This window comes from Rhodococcus sp. IEGM 1409, assembly GCF_030056735.1.
In the GTDB taxonomy this organism is placed as follows: domain Bacteria; phylum Actinomycetota; class Actinomycetes; order Mycobacteriales; family Mycobacteriaceae; genus Rhodococcus_F.
On the sequence record NZ_JASHKN010000001.1, the window covers coordinates 203351 to 223543 of the forward strand.

General features: G+C 63.0%; 17 protein-coding genes. 5 read left to right on the forward strand and 12 right to left on the reverse strand.

Translation table 11 applies throughout. From position 1 onward, the window contains the following. Positions 1 to 68: 68 nt before the first annotated feature. Positions 69 to 1169, reverse strand: a complete 1101-nt coding sequence (locus QM716_RS00950) for a C40 family peptidase (protein ID WP_283301652.1) — start codon at positions 1167 to 1169, stop codon at positions 69 to 71. A 205-nt stretch (positions 1170 to 1374) separates the two neighbouring features. Between QM716_RS00950 and QM716_RS00955 the strand changes: the two genes are divergently transcribed. Then, a complete protein-coding gene (locus tag QM716_RS00955; protein WP_153211881.1) occupies positions 1375 to 1620 on the forward strand; it encodes a hypothetical protein in 246 nt (81 codons plus the stop codon). Then, positions 1617 to 2411, forward strand: coding sequence for an FAD:protein FMN transferase (locus QM716_RS00960; RefSeq protein ID WP_283301654.1), 795 nt, complete (start codon positions 1617 to 1619; stop codon positions 2409 to 2411). The genes QM716_RS00955 and QM716_RS00960 overlap by 4 nt, the downstream gene beginning before the upstream one ends. A gap of 6 nt (positions 2412 to 2417) precedes the next feature. On the opposite strand, the gene ilvA is transcribed toward QM716_RS00960, so the two are convergent. The 3 genes from ilvA to QM716_RS00975 form a co-directional block, all read right to left on the reverse strand. Continuing rightward, positions 2418 to 3581 carry a threonine ammonia-lyase gene (ilvA, locus tag QM716_RS00965; protein WP_283303013.1) on the reverse strand — a complete coding sequence of 388 codons (1164 nt, stop codon included), beginning with the start codon at positions 3579 to 3581 and terminating at the stop codon, positions 2418 to 2420. A 135-nt stretch (positions 3582 to 3716) separates the two neighbouring features. Beyond that, positions 3717 to 4889 carry a cystathionine gamma-synthase gene (locus tag QM716_RS00970; RefSeq protein ID WP_230814198.1) on the reverse strand — a complete coding sequence of 391 codons (1173 nt, stop codon included), beginning with the start codon at positions 4887 to 4889 and terminating at the stop codon, positions 3717 to 3719. A 44-nt stretch (positions 4890 to 4933) separates the two neighbouring features. Next, positions 4934 to 6319 carry a cystathionine beta-synthase gene (locus QM716_RS00975; RefSeq protein WP_283301657.1) on the reverse strand — a complete coding sequence of 462 codons (1386 nt, stop codon included), beginning with the start codon at positions 6317 to 6319 and terminating at the stop codon, positions 4934 to 4936. A 71-nt stretch (positions 6320 to 6390) separates the two neighbouring features. On the opposite strand from QM716_RS00975, the gene QM716_RS00980 reads away from it, so the two are divergent. Beyond that, entirely contained in the window at positions 6391 to 7362 is a 972-nt protein-coding gene (locus QM716_RS00980) for an SGNH/GDSL hydrolase family protein (protein ID WP_502941929.1), read from the forward strand. 121 nt (positions 7363 to 7483) lie between these two features. Further along, positions 7484 to 8701: an acetyl-CoA C-acetyltransferase gene (locus QM716_RS00985; RefSeq protein ID WP_019744600.1), complete on the forward strand. Its 1218-nt coding sequence runs from the start codon at positions 7484 to 7486 to the stop codon at positions 8699 to 8701. A 66-nt stretch (positions 8702 to 8767) separates the two neighbouring features. On the opposite strand, the gene QM716_RS00990 is transcribed toward QM716_RS00985, so the two are convergent. From QM716_RS00990 to QM716_RS01025, 8 genes are all read right to left on the reverse strand, one after another. Continuing rightward, on the reverse strand, positions 8768 to 9523 hold the full coding sequence (locus QM716_RS00990; protein ID WP_283301661.1) for an enoyl-CoA hydratase/isomerase family protein: 756 nt from the start codon (positions 9521 to 9523) through the stop codon (positions 8768 to 8770). 128 nt (positions 9524 to 9651) lie between these two features. Further along, on the reverse strand, positions 9652 to 10509 hold the full coding sequence (locus QM716_RS00995; protein WP_283301663.1) for a Bax inhibitor-1/YccA family protein: 858 nt from the start codon (positions 10507 to 10509) through the stop codon (positions 9652 to 9654). Between the two features lie 184 nt (positions 10510 to 10693). Then, complete coding sequence (locus QM716_RS01000; protein WP_283301665.1) at positions 10694 to 11830, reverse strand: class I SAM-dependent methyltransferase; 1137 nt, start codon at positions 11828 to 11830, stop codon at positions 10694 to 10696. A gap of 72 nt (positions 11831 to 11902) precedes the next feature. Continuing rightward, positions 11903 to 12589, reverse strand: a complete 687-nt coding sequence (locus QM716_RS01005; RefSeq protein ID WP_230814204.1) for a nitroreductase — start codon at positions 12587 to 12589, stop codon at positions 11903 to 11905. Between the two features lie 68 nt (positions 12590 to 12657). Continuing rightward, positions 12658 to 13563 carry a TIGR03619 family F420-dependent LLM class oxidoreductase gene (locus QM716_RS01010; protein WP_283301669.1) on the reverse strand — a complete coding sequence of 302 codons (906 nt, stop codon included), beginning with the start codon at positions 13561 to 13563 and terminating at the stop codon, positions 12658 to 12660. 3 nt (positions 13564 to 13566) lie between these two features. Continuing rightward, positions 13567 to 14418, reverse strand: a complete 852-nt coding sequence (locus tag QM716_RS01015) for an SDR family NAD(P)-dependent oxidoreductase (protein ID WP_283301671.1) — start codon at positions 14416 to 14418, stop codon at positions 13567 to 13569. 46 nt (positions 14419 to 14464) lie between these two features. Then, positions 14465 to 16840 carry a putative bifunctional diguanylate cyclase/phosphodiesterase gene (locus QM716_RS01020; RefSeq protein ID WP_283301673.1) on the reverse strand — a complete coding sequence of 792 codons (2376 nt, stop codon included), beginning with the start codon at positions 16838 to 16840 and terminating at the stop codon, positions 14465 to 14467. Next, the gene (locus QM716_RS01025) at positions 16833 to 19055 is read right to left on the reverse strand and encodes a putative bifunctional diguanylate cyclase/phosphodiesterase (protein WP_283301675.1); all 2223 of its coding nucleotides are present in this window, start codon (positions 19053 to 19055) and stop codon (positions 16833 to 16835) included. The genes QM716_RS01020 and QM716_RS01025 overlap by 8 nt, the downstream gene beginning before the upstream one ends. 380 nt (positions 19056 to 19435) lie before the next feature. Here QM716_RS01025 and QM716_RS01030 point away from each other — a divergent pair, with 380 nt between their 5' ends. Continuing rightward, positions 19436 to 20113: a TerD family protein gene (locus QM716_RS01030; RefSeq protein ID WP_283301677.1), complete on the forward strand. Its 678-nt coding sequence runs from the start codon at positions 19436 to 19438 to the stop codon at positions 20111 to 20113. Positions 20114 to 20193 lie beyond the last annotated feature (80 nt).

The following is a 20193-nucleotide window of genomic DNA, read 5'->3' on the forward strand; positions in this document are numbered from 1 at the left end:
CTGTACCAGCTCTGAAAAGAAGCGCCACCCGACTCGGTCGGGTGGCGCTTCTTGCAGTTCCGGCGCACTCACACCACGCGGCGAGCCTTCATTCCGGCGAAGATCGGGCCGACCTTCACGACGTCACCGAACGTGGGTGCGTGAAGCATCTGGCCGTTGCCGACGTAGATCGCCACGTGGCCGGGGCCGCCTGCCTGCCAGTTGCCGAACAACAGGTCACCGGGCTGCGCCTGATCCAGCGGGATCTCGACGCCGACGCCCCACTGCGTCTCGGAGGTCCGCGGCAGAGTCACGCCAGTTGCCGCGTGGATCGCGTACGACGTCAGTCCCGAGCAGTCGAACCCGCCCATCGACGGCCCGTTGACGTTTCCGCCGCCCCACACGTAGGGCAATCCGAGAAACTTCAGACCGGCCTCGACGACGCCGCCCACCGCAGCGGCGAGGTTGTTGTAGTCGAAGGGTGCGAGCATCAGAGCGAACGAGTCCTGCAACGATTTGATCTGGGCGACAAAAGGAGCGGCGACCGCCTGCTCGGCGGGAACGTCGCCTGACTTGTCTGCCGGAACGCCGCCCGCTTCACGAACGGCGTCGGGTCCGACGTCGTATGCCGCGAGCGCAAGGTCGACGGTATCGCCCTCGACTTCACCTGATTTCTGCCAGGACTGCGCTTGCTTCACGAGATCGCACAACCGGTAGCCGGTTGTCATCACCGGATCAGCGACACCCAGGATGTCCATCTTCCCGTCGCCGTCACCGTCTTTGCCATAGGCAGTCCACGCCGCGGTGGTGAAGCGACCAGGTCCGCGTCCTCCTTCAGGTGAGATGTCGGTATCGGGTCCGTACTTGAATCCGTTCTCGACCGAGTACAGCGAAGCGATCACCGCGGGCGTGATCTCCGAGCAGAGAGCACCGGCCTTCTTGATCCACGGCGCGAACACTGCCACCGCTCCCACGGGCGCCAACGTCGCTCCCGGAAAGTTGGAAGGTACGGAAGGCACGATTCCCTCAGGTGTGTCCTGTGTTCGTGCCGGCCCGTTCCAGGCTGCAAGTGAGACTGCAGCATTCGAAGACTCGTTCTTCTCGACTCGAGCGGGCGCGCCGAGAGTTCCACTCATCACGCCCAGTGCGGTGCCGATCGACACAGCGATCGCCAGGACACCGACTGCCATCCGAACCTCCGATAAACCTCTGAAAATCCATGTATGTCGTCGTACCCGAAACTTGTCGGTGCGAACATCTACTCTTTCGAACATGCATTCGACGCGGCTAAGTCTCGCAACTCCTGTAACCAATGTCTCATTTATCTCGGTGGACGTTACGCAAATGACTACAGACGCCAAGGCTTTTCTCAGGTTCGGAGTGCAAGCTGAGTGCATGAGCGACGATCGGCCACGACCCGCCCGGGGACGCACTACGGTGTATCGACCCGTTCGCCTCGCCCTCGCAGCCACGGCTGTGGCGGGAGCACTCGCAAGCGGCGGACTTTCTCTCGTTTCTTCTCCCACGGCCACGGCACTCGCGCCGGACACCTCGGCTTCTCACACCAAAAATCCCGTAGCGAAGCGGCCCGTCGTGGTCGCCGGATTCGGAACCCCGGACGCCGTCTCCAACGGTTCGTGAGCACTCCGCGCTCGGCCACCGAGTGGCTCACCTGGGGCGTGCAGGCTCGGGTCGTCGTGACCGACCCTGAAGTCCTGCCCTCCGCTGCCAGCCTGGTTCGTGGGTACCTCACCGCTGCCGACGCCGCCACCAATCGAGATCGTGCCGACTCCGAGATTCGTACCTACGTCAGCGCCGCAAGCAACGTCGAGGGCGTCGGGGTGACGCCGATGTTCGCGCACTTTCTCGAGGACGCGTTGGCTGTCGCACGACTGACCGACGGAAAACTCACGCCTACGGCCGGCTCGGCAGATCCTCACTCCTGGTGGAAGATTCGCGTCGAGAACAACCGTGTGTACAGCCCGGACGACGTCGTCCTCGACCTGTCCGCGACGGCCCGCGCCAGTTCAGCGGACCACTGCGCGGCGTCCACCGCCACGCTTCTCGGGTGCGGAGTGTTGGTCGGCCTCGGCGGCGACATCGCAGTTGCCGGCCCGGCACCGGAAGACGGTTGGCAGATTCAGGTTCAAGACCTACCTGGAGATCCGACATGCCAGGTAGGTCTCCCGTCCGACTGCGGGATCGCGACAGCCAGCACCGTCAAACCACTGCATCGCGAATCGACCGCGACGCCGATGTGGCGCACGGTGTCGGTGATTGCATCGTCGTGCGCCCAGGCCGCCGCACTGAGTCGTGTTGCGGTTGGCATGGGCGGTTCGGCCATCGACTGGCTACATCAACTCGACGTACCCGCCAGGCTGGTCGACCAGGAGTTCCGCGTGACGGTTCTGGGCGGCTGGCCTGACGAGTAAGTCGCGTCAGTTCTGCAGGCGTACTGCGTAGCCGGCGCGGTCGAAGGCCGTCAGAAGTTCCGTCTTGTTGTCCGGACCACGCGTCTCGACGGTGAGGAAGACTTCCACTTCGTCGAGTGCAAGTTCGCCACCGGTACGGGAGTGGATGACGTCGACCACGCTGGCACCGTTCGCCCGAACCACCTCGAGCAGCGACACCAGCGCGCCCGGCCGATCGTCGATCGTGATGTGAACGCCGAGGAACCGTCCGGCTGCCCGCAGCCCGTGTGAGATGACGTGCGTGAGCAGCAGCGGATCGATGTTGCCACCGGAGAGCACAGCGCATACCGGCCCGGTCAGTCCCAACTCCTCCGGCGAGCACGTCATCAACGCCGCAACGGCCGCGACGCCTGCCGGTTCGACGATCAGCTTGGCGCGTTCGAGGCACAACAGCAGCGCTTTGGACAACGCTTCCTCGCTGACCGTCACCACGGCGTCAACGTGTGCGGCAACCTCGGCGAACGGAACCTCGCCAGGGCAGCCCACGGCGATACCGTCTGCCATCGTCGACATCGACGCCAAGGCCGTCGGCTTCCCGGCCGCCAACGACGCCGGCCAGGCGGCCGCAGTTTCGGCCTGCACTCCGACGATGCGCACCTGCGGGCGTACAGCTTTGACTGCTGCCGCCACTCCGGCGATCAATCCACCGCCGCCGGTCGGAACGAGGATCGTGCCCACCTCGGGGAGTTGCTCGAGGATTTCCAGGCCCACCGTGCCCTGCCCCGCGACGACGTCTTCGTGGTCGAACGGGTGGACCAGGACCGCGCCGGTTCTATCCGCGAATTCGCGAGCGGCCACGAGCGCTTCGTCGACAGTCGAACCGTGCAGGTGAACCTGGGCCCCATATGCCTTGGTGGCCACCAACTTCGGCAGCGGCGCACCGGTCGGCATGAAGACCGTCGACTTGATTCCCAATTCTGTTGCAGACCAGGCAACTCCCTGCGCGTGGTTGCCGGCGCTGGCCGCGACCACTCCCGCTGCTCGTTCCTCCGCGGACAGATTGGCGATGCGGTTGTAGGCACCGCGCGGCTTGAAAGAGCCGGTGCGTTGCAGGTTTTCACATTTCAAACTCACGGTGAAGCCGGTGGTTTCAGACAACACTCGCGAAGCCACCACCGGGGTGCGGCGCATGACCGGGGCGAGAAGTTGCTGTGCAGCCTTTATCTGTTCGAGATTCACGCATGCCTCCAGAAAGTGCGCCTCCACACCCTCGTGAGGTGTGAAGGCGCACTGCAGGTTCGAATTCGAATTACCGTAGAGCGAAGATCAGGACAGCGCTTGCTCGATGTCGCCGACCAGATCGGAGGCGTCCTCGATGCCGACCGACAGGCGAACCAGATCGTCGGGAACCTCGAGCGCGGAACCGGCCGTCGAGGCGTGGGTCATCGCACCGGGGAACTCGATGAGGGATTCGACTCCGCCGAGAGATTCTGCCAGCGTGAAGATCTCGGTGCGCGAGCACAGGTCGAGAGCTGCCGCCTTGCCACCCTTGAGACGCACGGAGATCATGCCACCGAAGCGTCGCATCTGCTTGGCCGCGACCTTGTGCGACGGGTGCGAAGCCAGGCCGGGGTAAATGACGCTGGCAACAGCGGGGTGACCGTCGAGCAACTCGACGACCTTCTCCGCGTTGTCGCTGTGACGCTCCATGCGCAGCGCCAGTGTCTTGATTCCGCGCAACGTCAGGAACGCGTCGAACGGGCCGGGAACGCCGCCTGATCCGTTCTGCAGGAACGCGAAGGCCGTGTCCAGTTCTTCGTCGTTGCAGACGAGAGCGCCACCGACCACGTCGGAGTGTCCACCGATGTACTTGGTCGTGGAGTGCAGCGCGATGTCGGCACCGAGCTGCAGCGGCTGCTGCAGGTACGGCGACGCGAAAGTGTTGTCCACCACGATCTTTGCGTTGCCTTCGTGGGCGACCTCGGTGAGGAGCTCGATGTCACCGATGTTGAGCAGCGGGTTCGTGGGGGTCTCGACCCAGACCAGCTTGGTGTTGGACTTCATCGCCGCGCGCACTGCATCGACGTCGGACACCGGAGCCGGGGTGTACTCGATCCCCCACTGCGTGAAGACCTTGTCGATGAGACGGAAGGTTCCGCCGTACGCGTCGTCCGGGATGACGAGGTGATCGCCGGGTCGAAGTACCGAACGGAGCAGGCAGTCGGTGGCCGCCATTCCCGAACTGAACGCTCGACCGTAGGTTCCGGATTCGAGCGCGGCGAGGTTCGCTTCGAGCGGGCGACGGGTGGGGTTACCCGTTCGCGCGTACTCGAAGCCACTGCGCATTCCACCGACGCCGTCTTGGGCGAAGGTGGAACTTGCGTAGATCGGCACGTTGACCGCACCGGTCAGCGGATCGGGTTCGTAACCCGCATGCACCGCTTTCGTGGAGAAACCCTGCCAGCTGATGTTGTCGGCCTTGCTGCGTTGCTCACTCATGATCCCCAGCCTAATGGCGCCGGTGCCGGCGCAGGAATCCGAACTCAGGAATCCGAACTCAGGAAACCCAGGAGATCGTGGCGCGTGATGACACCGACCGGCTTGCCGTCGTCTACGACCATGAGTGCGTCGGTGTCACCGAGCGCCTTCGTCGCAGCCGAGACCGGCTCGCCGGAACCGATGAGCGGGAACGGCTTGCTCATGTGCTTCTCGACGGAATCCGCAAGGTGCGCACGGCCTTCGAATACCGCGCTCAACAGATCTCGCTCGGACACACTTCCGGCGACCTCGCCTGCCATGACCGGCGGTTCCGCACCGACGACGGGCATCTGGGACACGCCGTACTCGCGCAGGATCTCGATCGCGTCGCGCAGGGTCTCCGACGGGTGGGTGTGTACGAGGTCCGGCAGCTCGCCCGACTTGCCGCGCAGAACGTCGCCGACGGTGGGGACGTTCGTCTTGCCGTCCAGTGGGGTGCGCAGGAATCCGTACGACGCCATCCACTGATCGTTGAAGATCTTGGACAGGTAACCGCGGCCACCGTCCGGGAGGAGGACGACGATCAGGGCGTCGGGGCCCTCGCGCTTGGCTACTTCGAGGGCAGCGACGACGGCCATACCGCAGGAACCGCCGACCAGCAGGCCCTCTTCTCGGGCGAGGCGACGCGTCATCTCGAAGGAATCCGCGTCGGAGACCGCGATGATCTCGTCCGGGATCGACGGATCGTATGCAGTCGGCCAGAAGTCTTCGCCGACGCCCTCGACCAGGTACGGGCGCCCGGTGCCGCCGGAGTAGACGGAGCCTTCCGGGTCTGCGCCGATGACCTTGACCTTGCCGCCCGACATTTCCTTGAGGTAGCGGCCGGTGCCGGTGATGGTTCCGCCGGTGCCGACGCCCGCGACGAAGTGCGTGATCTTGCCGTCGGTGTCGGCCCAGATCTCGGGGCCGGTGGTCTCGTAATGGCTCTCGGGGCCGCCCGGGTTGGAGTACTGGTTGGGCTTCCAGGCGCCGGGGATCTCACGGGTGAGGCGGTCGGAGACGCTGTAGTAGCTGTTCGGGTTGTCCGGCGCGACTGCCGTGGGGCACACGACCACCTCGGCGCCGTAGGCACGCAGGACGTTGCGCTTGTCTTCGCTGACCTTGTCGGGGCAGACGAAAACGCACTTGTATCCACGCTTTTGCGCCACGAGCGCCAAGCCGATTCCGGTATTGCCCGAAGTCGGTTCGACGATGGTGCCGCCCGGCTTCAGTTCACCCGAAGCCTCGGCTGCGTCGATCATCTTGACGGCGATGCGGTCCTTGGAGCTACCGCCCGGGTTGAGGTACTCGACCTTGGCTGCCACCGTGCCGAAGTTTTCGCCCGTGACGGACGTGAGCTTGACGAGTGGGGTGTTGCCGATGAGGTCGACGACGTGTTCCGCGATGCGCATTCGTCCATGTTCCCAGATAGAAGAAAACGGTGCGCGCGGACGTCGGGCGAAGGCGGTGCAATCCGGCTAGATTGGCAAGTGTGAGTCGAACCGGTCTGAAAGCGTCGGTGGCCACGGTGGTGGCCGGATCGAGTGCAGGCACGCTCTCCTGGTTGGGCTACAACTATCTGATGTCGCAGGCAGGTGCGGCGCGTGGGGTGATCGGTCGCAATATCGCCAAGCCACCCGAGGCGGACGGGGTGTACGCACCCGGCGCCGACAACCCGGAACCCTGGTGGCGGGGCGTGCCCTTCGATCTCCACTTGATGATCTTCGGCGATTCGTCGGCGGCCGGCGTCGGCGCTCTGACGGCGTCGGAAGTTCCGGGTGTGCAGGTCGCGAAGCTGCTCGCGAGTGAAACCGGGAAACGAATCCGTTTGAGTACCAAGGCTATCGGCGGCGCCACCTCACGCGGGTTGAGCGGGCAGGTCGACGCCGTGTTCGTTGCCGGCCCTCCCCCGGACGCTGCGGTGATCCTGATCGGCGCCAACGACGTCACCGCGAAGAACGCAATTCGCGCTTCGGCAAAACGCCTCGGTGACGCAGTACGACGCTTACGCGAGAGCGGCGCCGTCGTTGTTGTCGGTACCTGCCCGGATCTGGGAGTGGTCACAGCCATCCCACAACCTCTGCGCTCCGTGGTGCGCGAATGGGGTCATCGCCTCGCGCTCGCCCAGGCGGCCGCGACCAGAAACGCCGGGGGTCATCCCGTTCCACTTGCAGACCTGCTGGCCAAGGAGTTCCTGGCCTCGCCCGACACGATGTTCTCCGCCGACCGTTTCCACCCGTCCGCAGCCGGATACGAACTCGCAGCAAAGCAGATCGTCCCGGTCCTCGCGTCAGCTCTGGATGAGTGGCAGGGTGGCCCGCTACCCGAACTCCCCCACGTCTCGGAGGCGGCACAAGCTCGCACCGTCGCGGCCCGACTGACAGCGGCGGCAACCCAGTGGAAAGCCTTCGCGCGACGCACCAAACCCGCAGGTCAGCGCCCCGACGTCAACTGAGTGAGACTGCGTGACCACCATCTGGGAGTGGCAACGTAAATTGTAAGTCGAAGCTGCATTCAACTTGCCCTGCTCGACGGCGTTTCAAGCCGCCCGCGAGCAGTACACAAAAGGAGTTTTCATGCCCGAGGCAGTAATCGTCTCAGCAGTACGGTCGCCCATCGGCCGCGCAATGAAGGGTTCGCTCAAGGACATCCGCCCGGATGACCTCGCAACTCAGATGGTTGCCGCCGCGTTGGCAAAGATCCCCGAGCTCGACCCCACCGAGATCGACGACCTCATGCTCGGTTGCGGCCAGCCCGCCGGCCAGTCGGGCTTCAACATCGCCCGCGTCGTCGCCGTCCAGCTCGGCTACGACTTCCTTCCCGGTGTCACGGTCAACCGTTACTGTTCCTCCTCGCTGCAGACCACCCGCATGGCGCTGCACGCCATCCGCGCGGGCGAGGGCGACGTCTTCATCTCCGCCGGCGTCGAGTCCGTCTCCAGCTTCATCACCGGCAACGCCGACGGCCTGCCCAACACCAAGAACCCGCTGTTCGACGCAGCGCAGGCTCGCAGCGCCAAGCTCGCCGAAGGTGGAGTCGCCTGGACCGATCCTCGCGAAGAGGGCCTGATCCCCGACGTGTACCTGGGTATGGGCCAGACCGCGGAGAACGTCGCTTCCGCCACCGGCATCACCCGCGAAGACCAGGACCGCTGGGCAGTTCGCAGCCAGAACCGCGCCGAGGAAGCGATCGCTCGCGGCTTCTTCGAGCGTGAGATCACCCCCGTCACCCTCGCCGACGGCACCGTCGTCTCCAAGGACGACGGCCCCCGCGCAGGCACCACCTACGAGGGCATCAGCGGCCTCAAGCCCGTCTTCCGCCCCGACGGCACCGTCACCGCGGGCAACGCCTGCCCGCTCAACGACGGCGCAGCCGCACTGGTGATCATGTCCGACACCAAGGCAAAGGCACTCGGCCTGACCCCGCTCGCTCGCATCGTCTCCACCGGCGTCTCGGGCCTGTCCCCCGAGATCATGGGCCTCGGCCCGATTCAGGCCGTCAAGAACGCCCTGAAGATCGCCGGCAAGTCGATCTCCGACATCGACCTGTTCGAGATCAACGAGGCATTCGCCGTGCAGGTCCTCGGATCCGCTCGCGAACTGGGTATCGAAGAAGACAAGCTCAACATCTCCGGTGGCGCGATCGCACTGGGCCACCCCTTCGGTATGACCGGTGCCCGCATCACCAACACCCTGATCAACAACCTGCAGGAGCAGGACAAGACCTTCGGCGTCGAGACCATGTGTGTCGGCGGCGGACAGGGCATGGCAATGGTGATCGAGCGCCTCAGCTGATCCCCTGAGCACGTCGAAAGCGGCCGCCGGGCTTCTGCCGGGCGGCCGCTTTCATGTGGTCGTGTTTCACGTTGTGGTGAATTTCTGAGCAAAACTCCCCAACTCGCGAATCAACTCTCGCGCAGCGTTGTCTTCACGCTGCACGGCGGCGCGGGCCTCTTCTGCCCAACCATGACGGAGCAGTCGTTTGGCGGCCAGCACGGCAGGTCCGACGTTGGCGGCAATCTGCTCGGCGCTCTCGCGGGCGCGCGCATGTACCTCGTCGGCTGGTACCGCTGCGGTCGCCAAGCCGTAGTCAGCCGCTTCGACGCCGCTGAGCCATCGGGCCGACAAGATCAGTTCGCCCGCGCGCTGTGTTCCGATCACCTTGGGCAGCAACCAACTACTGGCTGCTTCGGGCGCCGTGCCCAGCGATGTGAACGGTGCCCGCAAGCGTGCGTCCTCGGCAACGTAGACGACGTCGCAGTAGAGCAGCATGGTCAGACCGATGCCGACGGCGGCGCCGTGCACCGCGGCGATCAAAGGCTTCGGGAACTCCACCAACGCAACGATCAGCGGCGAGAATGCGCGGCCGAAGTCGGCATTGTCCGTGCCTGGTTCGGCGAGCGCCCGTAGGTCGACGCCACTCGAAAATGCCTTGCCTGCGCCCTCGACGATCACCACGGCCACGGCATCGTCCGACGCCGCGTCGTCGAGCGCCTTGGTCAACGCTCGAAAGCCGGCTGCGTTGAAAGCGTTCAGGCGGCTCGGATTGTTGAAGGTCAGCGTTCGCACTGCTCCGGCATCCGCAACGAGGACGGGTTCGGTGGTGTTCGTCGACATTTGTGCATCCTTCGCTGAAAACCAAGCATTTGCTAGGTATCAAAGCACCGTAACCGCCCACCGACGACAAAAGAAGGGCCCCGAGTGGGGCCCTTCTTTTTAGCTTCTTGCGGGTAGTACCGAGCCTGTCAGTCTCTGCTGAAGTAACTCAGCAGACGGAGGATCTCGATGTACAGCCAAACGAGTGTGACCGTGAGACCGAGCGCAACACCCCAGGCCGCCTTCTCCGGAGCCTGTGCTCGGATCAGCTGATCAGCGGCGTCAAAGTCGAGGAGGAAGCTAAACGCTGCCAGACCGATGCACACGAGGCTGAAGATGATGGCAATCGGGCCACCGTCGCGCAGTCCCAGTCCACCATCGATGAAGAAACTGGCCACGAGGTTACCGAGTGCCAGAACGACAACACCGATCAACGCACCGATGATCATTCGCGTCAGACGCGGCGTAACGCGAATCGCGCCGGTCTTGTAAACCACCAGCATGCCGAAGAACACACCGAAGGTACCGAGAACAGCTTGGGCGATCAGCGTCGAAGCCTCTGCACCGCCGGCAGCCTCGATCGGAAACGTGAACATGAACGACAGCGCGCCGAGAAAGAGGCCCTCGAACGCTGCATACGCCAGCACGATTACCGGGCTGTCCATCTTGCGCCCGAACGTGGCCACCAACACCAGAACAAGGCCGACCAGTCCGCCGACAATCACGAAAGGCGTCGCGAGGCTGGGATTGTTGTTCACGAGGAAGTAAGAAATCAGTGCGGTAACTGACAGCACACCGAGCGTGATGCCCGTCTTGGTGACGACGTCGTCGATCGTCATGGCCCGCGAGGTGGGACCGGTCTGGTACGGCTCAGCCGGAGCGTACTGCGGCTGACCGAACTGCTGGGTTGCCTGCGAGGCGCCCGCCGTCGCAGATCCGAACGAGGCGTATCCGTTGCCCTCTTGCTTGGGCAGATTGCGGAACACCGGGTTGCTGGTGGTGCGCACCGTGATCATCCCTTCATCGTGGTGGCCTACGACGGGTGCGTCGCGGGTTCGCCGGACGGATCCGAGTTTCCGACACGGTCCGTGTACCTAACTAAAAGTAAAGCACTCGTAATTTACAACGTCGAAGCATCCGCGGTAGTTCCCGGCGCGTTTCCGGAAGGTCAACACTCTTCCCTTTTCGATACTAGGACGGTTTGACCGACTTCATCACGATGAACTTCGCGTTCTTCGCCATCGCCTCACTGGGACCTACCGCGGCTTTCAGAGGTTCGCGATAACCCAGATGCGCGTTGTGGACAGTCCACAGCTCCCCTCCTGGGCGCAGGACACGACCGGCGGCTTCGAACATCTTGAGTGCTCCGCCGGTGTGAACCGCCGCGCCGACGTGGAACGGCGGGTTCAACAGAACCAGATCCGTGCTCGCGTCGGGCAGCGAGCTCATCGCGTCGTCGCGCAGACCGCTCACCCGATCGCCGACGCCGTTTGCGGACGCGGTCGCCAACGACGAAGCGACAGCTGCCGAGGACTGATCCGTCGCGATCACGTGGACCTCCGGGAACTTGCGTGCGATCGCCGTCGCGAGAATGCCGCTGCCGCAACCCAGATCGATCACATCGCTCAACGGGTCGACCGCGATTTTTCCGAGGTTCTCCAGCAACAGCCGGGTGCCGATGTCCAAGCTCGCACCGGCAAACACTGTGCCGTGAGCCACGACGTCGAGATCGAACTCGTCGAGGCGTTCGGTCAACGGGAACGTGACGGCAACATCGGCCTTGGGTCCCGACGCTTTGAGTACGCGCGACTTTTGGCGCCCACGTGAGGCGCTGACGTCGGAAAACGATTCGCCGAGAACCTTGTTCATCGCCGGGGTGATGTGCTTGTCCCGCCCGCCGGCAAAAACCCGTACCGCCGGGTCGGCATGGAGTGCGATCAGTTGAGCGATCTCGGCGAGTTCGGCGAGGCTACGCGGCAATTGCATGAGCACGACGCGGGCACCGCTGAGCAACGCCTCGTCCAGTCCGTGGGACGCGAAGGCGTCGTTGAAGCCGAGTTCGCGCGCATTGTTCGCGAGTGCCAGCTCTCCGGTGAGCGGATCCTGATGAACCCGCACACCGACAATTCCGTGAACCACGGCAACGCCGGCGGTGAGCGCACCGTAGTGATCGCCGATCACGACGACGGAGTTTGCCGGCGCGGCGGCCAGAGCGTCGGCGGCCTCGTCGAGGATCAGGCGATCGGCCGCGTCGACGGCAAAGAGATTTGGTGCCTCGACATCGGGGAATCGGCGCAGACGATCGAACAGTTCGGGTGTGTCGGACATGCCACCAGTCTTTCAGGTGGAACTACGCAACACTCAATCCCCCGACCAGCAGGTGATCAGTTCGACATCCCGTCAGTTCGACATCCACTGCACGACGTTGTCGACAGTTTCGCGTTCGGTGCGGAATCCGTTCACCGGGTGGTCGGTGTCGGGGTATCCGAACGAGATTGCGCAGACGACCTTGCGAGTGTCGTCGATGCCGAAGTGTTCGTGGATGAACTTGGAACTGCCTGCGAGCGCCGCCTGCGGAATGGTGGCCACACCCAGACTCTGCGCCGCGAGCAGGAAGCTGTTCACGTACAACCCGCAGTCGACGGCTCCGTAGGTGCCCAATGCCTCGTCGGTGGTGATGATCGCGACGTGGGGAGCACCGAAGAGCTCAAAATTCTTCATCGTCTGCGCCGCGGACCCGGCGCGGTCACCGTGCTCGATTCCGACGCTCGAATACAGCGCCATCGCGCAGTCGAAACGACGCGACTTGTAGATGCCCTGATATTGGCGTGGGAACTCGAAGTCCGACTCCTGGGCGTTGGCCATCACGTACTCACCGAGGCCGGCGCGGAATCGTTCGGTGCCCTCCCCTTCCGTGATCGCGACCTGCCACGGTTGCGTGTTGCACCATGACGGCGTCTTCTGCGCCAACCGAAGGATCTCCTCGATCACCTCACGCGGCACCTGGCGGTCCTCGTAGGCGCGGCAGCTGATCCGGGCATCGAGCAACGCTTCCAGGCTCGTATCCACGACGATGCTCTCGGTCATGTGTTCTCTCCTCGATCAGGCTGCACTACAACACTTCGCACGATAGAACTACCGCCTCGACGCGATGGTCAGCGGGTCACCTTCGCGAAGGCCGCCACCAGCTCGCCGAACTCCGCCATCGCCGCATCCGGGTCGGGATCAACTGCTGCCAGCGCAACCAGCACATCGGTAGCACCGGATTCGAGCAGCTGTTCGGTGCCGAGCATCGTCGCCGGGAGGTCGATCGAGCCGTCAGACCCGCGAACGACGGTCAATCGCCCACGAATCTGCAGTTCCGCCGGATCGCGTCCGAGATCTGTCATTGCCTTGCCGATGACGTTGATCCCTTCACACAAGTCGTCGTCGACGGCGCCCATGATCGGAATCCACCCGTCGCCCCAGGTTGCGACGCGTCGTACGACTGCTTTGGAGAGTGAACCCGACACCCAGATCAGGATTCCTGCAGACGGCCGGGGCGCGCAGTACACGTCATCGAATTTCAGTCGAGGAGTGTCGATGCTTGCGGGCGCCGAACTCCACAGGGCCCGGCACACCGCGAGAGCGTCGTCGAGCAGGGGTCCGCGTTTACCGAAATCCATACCGACAGCTTCGTATTCGCGTTCCTGCCAACCGGTTCCGACGCCCAGGTCGAGGCGGCCGCCGGAGAGCAGATCGAGTGTCGCGGCAGTTTTGGCCAGTACCGCTCCCCCGCGCAGTGCGGCGATGACGATTCCGGTACCCAGGCGAATCGTTTTTGTCTGTCCGGCAACAAAAGCCAGCACGGTCAGCGGTTCGAGCCAGTTGGCGTCAGGCTCGGTGGGAAACGCCGACCACGTGTACGCCGAGTTGTCCGAGCCCATCACCACGTGATCGGTAACGAGGACCCGGTCGAAGCCGGCAGCTTCCGCGCTCTGACAGACCTGCACAAGTTTCCCGTAGGAGTCCGCCGCGAGAGTGGTGCCGAAATTGGGAACGTTCAGACTGAAAGTTGTCATGTGTCAAGCCTTTCGGGGCCGGTTGGTCCAGCCGCCCTCTTCTGTGGGGAACCAGCCACCGGCAGCGTGCGAGCCGCCGTCGACATGGATGACAGTTCCGGTGATGTACCGAGCGAGGTCGGAAGCCAGGAACAGTGCGGGACCGGCAATGTCGACCGGCTGACCTGGTCCACTCAACGGCGCCCACGCCGGCCACTTGTCCCAGTCGTCGGCAGAGACGATCGTGCGATACGGCACCTGTACCGACTCGATCAGATCCGGGGCAATGGCGTTGACGCGTACTCCGGTTCGACCGATCTCCACACCAAGACTTCTGGTGAACTGTGTGAGCGCCGCCTTGTATGCCGAGTACATGGTGTGGCCCGGGATGGCTCGATGCGCCTCCACCGTCGTCAGGTTCACGATCGATCCGCCCAAACCGCGGTCGATCATGCCGGGAAGCAGGGCATGGGTCAGGCGCACGACGTGATCGAAATTGATGTTGCCGGCCTCGGACCAGAAACCCGGATCGGTTCTGGTGAACGATGTCGGCGGATCCAGGAAATGCCCCACATTGTTCACCAGGACATCTGGTGCGAACTCGGTCAACGCAACGGGGACTTCCGGCGCCCGCACGTCGTACTCGAGATGGTTGATCGAACCACCTGCAGCGGAGTCGAATTCGACGTCGTTCAGGGGAGCCACGTCCACAACCAGAATTGACGCGCCATGGGATGCGAATGCCCGAGCTATCGCTGCTCCGATTCCCTGGGAGCCGCCTGTGACCACTGCCTTCTTACCCACCAACATCGGCCCTGGGGAGTACGCCGATCCGACCTCCACGAAGACACCCTTCTGCAGTTCGATGTGAATCACTTCGGCGTACCGTCACACATCGATTCGCAAAACGGGCACCACGTTCTCACTCAGTGGTAGCCGCTACACCCCGCCTGCTCGGACCGCCGAGTCGCCTGGTCAAGTAGTCCGGAATCTCGGCTGCCCGTATCGGCATTCCCTCCAGGTACCCCTGGATCACGTCACATCCACACTCGGTCACTATCGCGCGCTGCCTCTCCGTCTCCACACCCTCGGCGACGGTGTCCAGCCCGAGAGATTTGGCAATCGCGATGACGGCTCGCAGGACAGCGAATCTCGAACTCGAGGGATCCGCGTCCAGTGGTGCGACGAACGCCCGGTCGATCTTCAACCGATCGAGCGGCAGGCGCGCCAAGCTGGCAACCGAGGAGAAGCCTGTGCCGAAGTCGTCCATCGCAATGGCGATTCCGAGCGCAGAGAGCTGTACCAACACGTCTCGGTCGGCGTCGTCGATGACCAGCGATTCGGTCACCTCGATCTCGAGTCGGCTGGGGTCGAGGTTCACCTCGTTCAGTGTCCGGCGTACCGATTCGACGTATCGACTCGAACGCAGTTGAACCTGAGAGACATTGACGGAAACCCGAATATCCTCCGGCCACGTTGTCGCTGCCGTGCAGGCGGCCCGCAAAACGCCTGCACCGATCGGCACGATCAAGCCAGTTTCCTCGGCGACCGAAATGAAGTCTCCCGGCGAGACGAGACCTGAAGTCGGATGGTTCCACCGCAGCAGAGCCTCGAACCCGACAACGGCTCCCGTCGCGGCTGAAACCTGCGGTTGATAGACCAACTCGAACTCTTCGTCGATCAGCGCACGACGAAGATCCAACAGTGCCCTGGCCCTACCGGTCGCACGATCCCGCAAAGCCACATTGAAGGCGCGGATCTGATTCCGACCGCTCTCCTTTGCGTGGTACAGCGCAAGGTCAGCAACAATCACCAGGTCTTCGAGGCTGTCGGCGTCGTCGGGCGTAGAGCCGTAGCCCAGACTGGCACGAATGCGAATCTGGTTGCCGACCAGCAAAAATGGTCGTTCGAGTGCGTCGAGAATCGTTTGGAATCGCTCCTCCACCTCGTCTGCATTCCCGAAGTCGTCGAAGGCGATGGCAAACTCGTCACCCCCCAGGCGGCCACAGATCTCGTTCGATCGCAGAACGCTGTGCAGTCTGCTCGCTACATCACGAAGCACGTCGTCACCGACGTGATGCCCCAACCGGTCGTTGATCGACTTGAAGTTGTCGAGATCTAAAATCGCCAACCACACTCTGCGCCCGGCCCGAAGCCGCGAAGACAGTTGAGCGTTGAAGCTGTACCTATTTCTGAGCCCGGTCAGCGAATCGACTTCCGCCAGTCGCAAGATGTTTTGACGCTGGTGATAGGAGTGCGTGATATCGGATCCGACACCGCGCCACCCGTAGTCCGACCTGTCGCCGCTGCCAGGGTGACCTGACATCGACCACCAGCGAGTATCGCCCCGTACGACGACCTGCAGTGTGAGGTCCCGAAACGCCTCCCCTGCTTGAAAGTTCGCGGCGAGGAGAGCTAGGGACTTCCTACCCTCGTCTGTTCGGGATGCGCCGATCCCGATCAGAATCTCGTGCATGGTGCGGCCCCGAATCTGCGCTGCCGGTAAACCGACCTGCTCGGCGAATCGATACGACACGGTACTGGCGATACCGTGCGAATCGGTCTCCCAGAGCCAATCCTGGGCACCGTCTTCGAGATCGTTGAGCAACAGTTCCACGAGATCTCGTTCGTCCTCGGCGATGAGCTCGGCACGTAGCCGTCTCTCGAAAAGGTTGGCCAACAGCAATGTTCCGCTGTAGAGCGAACCCAGAAAGATGACCAGCACCCCGATCAGTACGTAACGCGACGTGCCCGGTTCTGTCCAAAACGCCCCGACCAGCCCGGCCCCGACCACGCTGATCCAGACGACAGTGATTCCGCGAAACATCATCGTGGGAAATACGCCGACTGCGATCCCGCCGATCAAAGTCGAGCTCAGTACCAATTCGTCACCGGGGTCGAGCATCGGGAAGAGAACGAGAGCCAAGCATGCCAGGAGCACTCCCCCGACAACGATTTCGACTGTGAGCACCACCAATTCGGTGGTCTGCGACTCGGAGACGCCGAGACGCGCGCGCCGCAGCCAATAAACACTGAATCCGGCGCTCGACAACAGCATGACACTCGACCAGGCGAAGGTGAACCATCTGGCATCCACTGGCAAGAGCACCACGATCGCTGACAACGCAACAGCTGCGGTCAGAAAGGACCACGGAAGAACCCGCGCGGTGAACTGCAGTCGTCGATCGAGTAGACGACGTCGATCGTAATCCGAGAGGTGTTGTTCCGTGCCGCTTCGACCGAGCTTGCGCACCGACGTTTCGACACGACGCCTACGGAGTGCTGCCCGGTCATCCATGTCGGCCGACTGTCGCTGCTGCGACCGCGTCGACCGACATGACTCCGCCGGCGGCGTATCCCTGGACAGTCCGCACCCCTGCGGCGGCCACGGACATCAGGTCCTCCTCACTATCCACTCCCGAGACGACGACCTCCATTCCCAGTGCGTCGACCAGATCCACGACAGCTTCGAGAATCGGCCGTCCACCGGGGGCCGCACCCGAAATAGAGCGTTCGATCCGAACTCTGATGAATGGAAGGCCGGATAATGATGCCAGGGAGGAGAATCCGGCGCCGAACTCGTCCACCGTCAGCGAGACGCCCATTTCCGCGATGGCATGCAATGCAGCCTTCGACTCGTCGGTGATCGCCGAGGATTCGTTGAGTTGAAGTTCGAGTTGATCTGCACTGGCACCCGATCGTCGAAGCGAATCCCCTATCGAGTCGACAAAGAAATCCGATTCGAGCTGACGCGTCGATACCGCGACGGCTACCCGCAAGTGATCAGGTAGGCGTGACGCCGCCGCGCAGGCCAGCTCGAAAACCGTTGTCCCGAGCGAATACGCCAAACCGGTGTCGTCGGCGACACTCATGAATTCTGCGGACGTCACAGCCCCAAGCCTGGCGTTGTGCCAGATCACACGAACCTCCACAGCCACGATCTCGCGGGAGACGACGTCGATCCGGGGAAGCAGCTCGAGTTCGAGGTCCTTGTCGGACACGGTGTTCCCCAGATCCTCGAGAAGGTGGGCACGCCGATCTGCCACGGACTTCATCGAGTCTCGATATTCGCGTACAGCACCACGCCCGGATTCCTTCGCGGCGAACAACGCCAAGTCCGCTGCGCCCATCAACTCGTCGGCGGAGGCCGGGAGAGCGTCAGGGCGGTAGTACCCGATGCTGCACCCGATCTCCAACCGCGTGCCTGCCACTGTGATCGGCTCATGGAGTGCTTCGATGTAGCGGCCAAGCAGAGTTCGCACGTGCGAACTGTCACCCACATCGGTGAAAAGAATCGCGAACTCGTCTCCGCCCAAACGCGCGAACAACTGTGACACCCCTCCGGCTTCGGACAGGCGATCCGCGACCTCCCGCAGAACCGCGTCGCCAACGGTGTGTCCCAGTGTGTCGTTGACCGATTTGAAGTTGTCGAGGTCGAGCATGGCCAACGCGAGACCGCTTTCGCTTGTGTACGGATCCCGCAGTAGTCGTTCCAGCTCAGTCCAGAAACTGTGCCGATTCGGCATTCCGGTGAGTGCGTCCACCCGACCCATCCGCACGATTTCGTCGCTCTGCAGTTTCACTTCGGTGACGTCGGAACCGACTCCTCGCCAAACGAACTCGTCGGGCGTGCGGCCGGGACGCGGCCGTCCGGACACCTGCCACCACCGGATTTCACCGTGTACTCGGACAGGAACGAGGACGTCGACGAATGCAGTTTTCGTGTGGCGGGCTTGCTGCAACTCCATGAGCGCATCGATTCCGCCAGGGATCCGTAATGTGCCCAACTCCATGAACAGGTCCTGCCACGCCGTTGCTTGCAACTCGGCGGGATCAAGCCCCGACTCGACCGCGAGCCGCGTCGGGATTCGGTTGAACTTGCCTTTCTGGTCCGTCTCCCACACGAAGTCCCCGGCATTGCCTTCGAAATCTTCGAGAAGCATCTGCACGACCGATCGTTCCGACGCGGCGCTCAACTCAGCTCGGTAACGCGATTCCAGATTGCCCGAGACCACTATCGTGCCGCCGATCAGAGCGGCTCCGTAGGCGATCATTCCAATGAGTATTCGTTCGGACTCGGGTCCCGGTTGAAGCCAAAATGCCACCCCGTGGATGACAAGATTTGACAGCACCCAGGTGAGCCCCACCACCCGCAACATCGCGGTGGCCACGGCTCCGGCCCCGGTGATGGATGTGGTGACCGCTATCAGGATCAGATCGCCGGAATCGTCCAGGATCGGGTACAGGACCAGGGCGAGCGAGGAATACAGGATCCCGACGACGGCAAATTCGACGATGAGAAACGCGTAGGACATCCGGTAGGTGGGCGCTATCAGGTTGAAATGAATGGCGAGTCCGACGCACATCCCCACCAGCCCGATCATGCCGGACAGGAAAGGCCACAGGCGCGGTAACAGTCCGCTGTCCGGTGGAATCACATACAGCGCCAACCCGAGTGTGACGACGAGGTGGACAGCTGCGGCCCATGGCAGCACGCCGAAGGTGACGGCCATCTGTTCACGCGTTACGTCATCGCGTTGCGCGGGAGTCAGTCTTTCTCTCGGGTGGGGTTGCAGACGAGAGCGGACCGACATCACTTACCTCCCACTCCAACGGCGCAATTCGAATCGGACGTCCAACTGAGCAATTCTCCCGTAAATGAACACTGTCGCGTCAACCAGTACGTCCGACCATTTTCGGAGTGAGATCCGCCCACAGACACAGTAGTCAGCAAACTGCTGGTCTGCCCGGTGGTCGGCGCAGCGAGTTGCGTGTCCTCGGGTTGAAATCCGGATATGAGGGACAATGGCCGGAGATCGCCGATCACGTCGGTGGAGATTCCTCGACGGGTAACACGATCGGACTCATTCGAGTTCAGACAAGGACTATCACGATGGCAATCGACTACACCCGACGTTCCGGCGAGTCCACACCGTCGCAGGCACCGGTCGGCCTGAGCAAGATCACGCTCACCAAATCAGCGCCGACGGTCAACCTCGCGAAGGCGGGTGAACGACAAGGCAATATGCGCGTGAACCTCAACTGGTCACAAGGAGCGCCGCCGAAGAAGACCGGTTTCCTCGCCAAGCTCGCCGGCGCGGGCTCCGGCGCGGTCGACCTGGACCTCGGATGCCTCTACGAACTCGCCGACGGGTCCAAAGGAGTAGTCCAGGCCTTGGGCAAAAGTTTCGGTTCGCTGACTTCCCCGCCTTACATCTCCCTCGACGGCGACGACCGCAGTGGTGCGAACACCGGCGGCGAGAACATGCACGTCAATCTCGGTGACCCCAGCGCTTTCCGGCGAATCCTCATCTTCGCGATGATCTACGACGGCGCTCCTAACTGGGCGGCCGTGGACGGCGTCGTCACCCTGTATCCCACCAACGGACCTGAGGTGGAAGTGCGACTCGACTCCGCGAGTAACCAGGAGCGACTGTGCGCGATCGCGCTCATCCAAAGTTCAGGTCAAGGCGTGACGGTGACTCGCGAAGTGCAGTACATCAACGGCAGTCAGTCCGATCTCGATCGGGCATACAACTGGGGAATGAAATGGGCAGCCGGACGAAAGTAGGTTTCGTGGCCGGGGAGCCCCCCATCCGAATGACAAAGTCCGAATCGTCCCCAATGCCGCAAATTACTGGATAGTGTCGA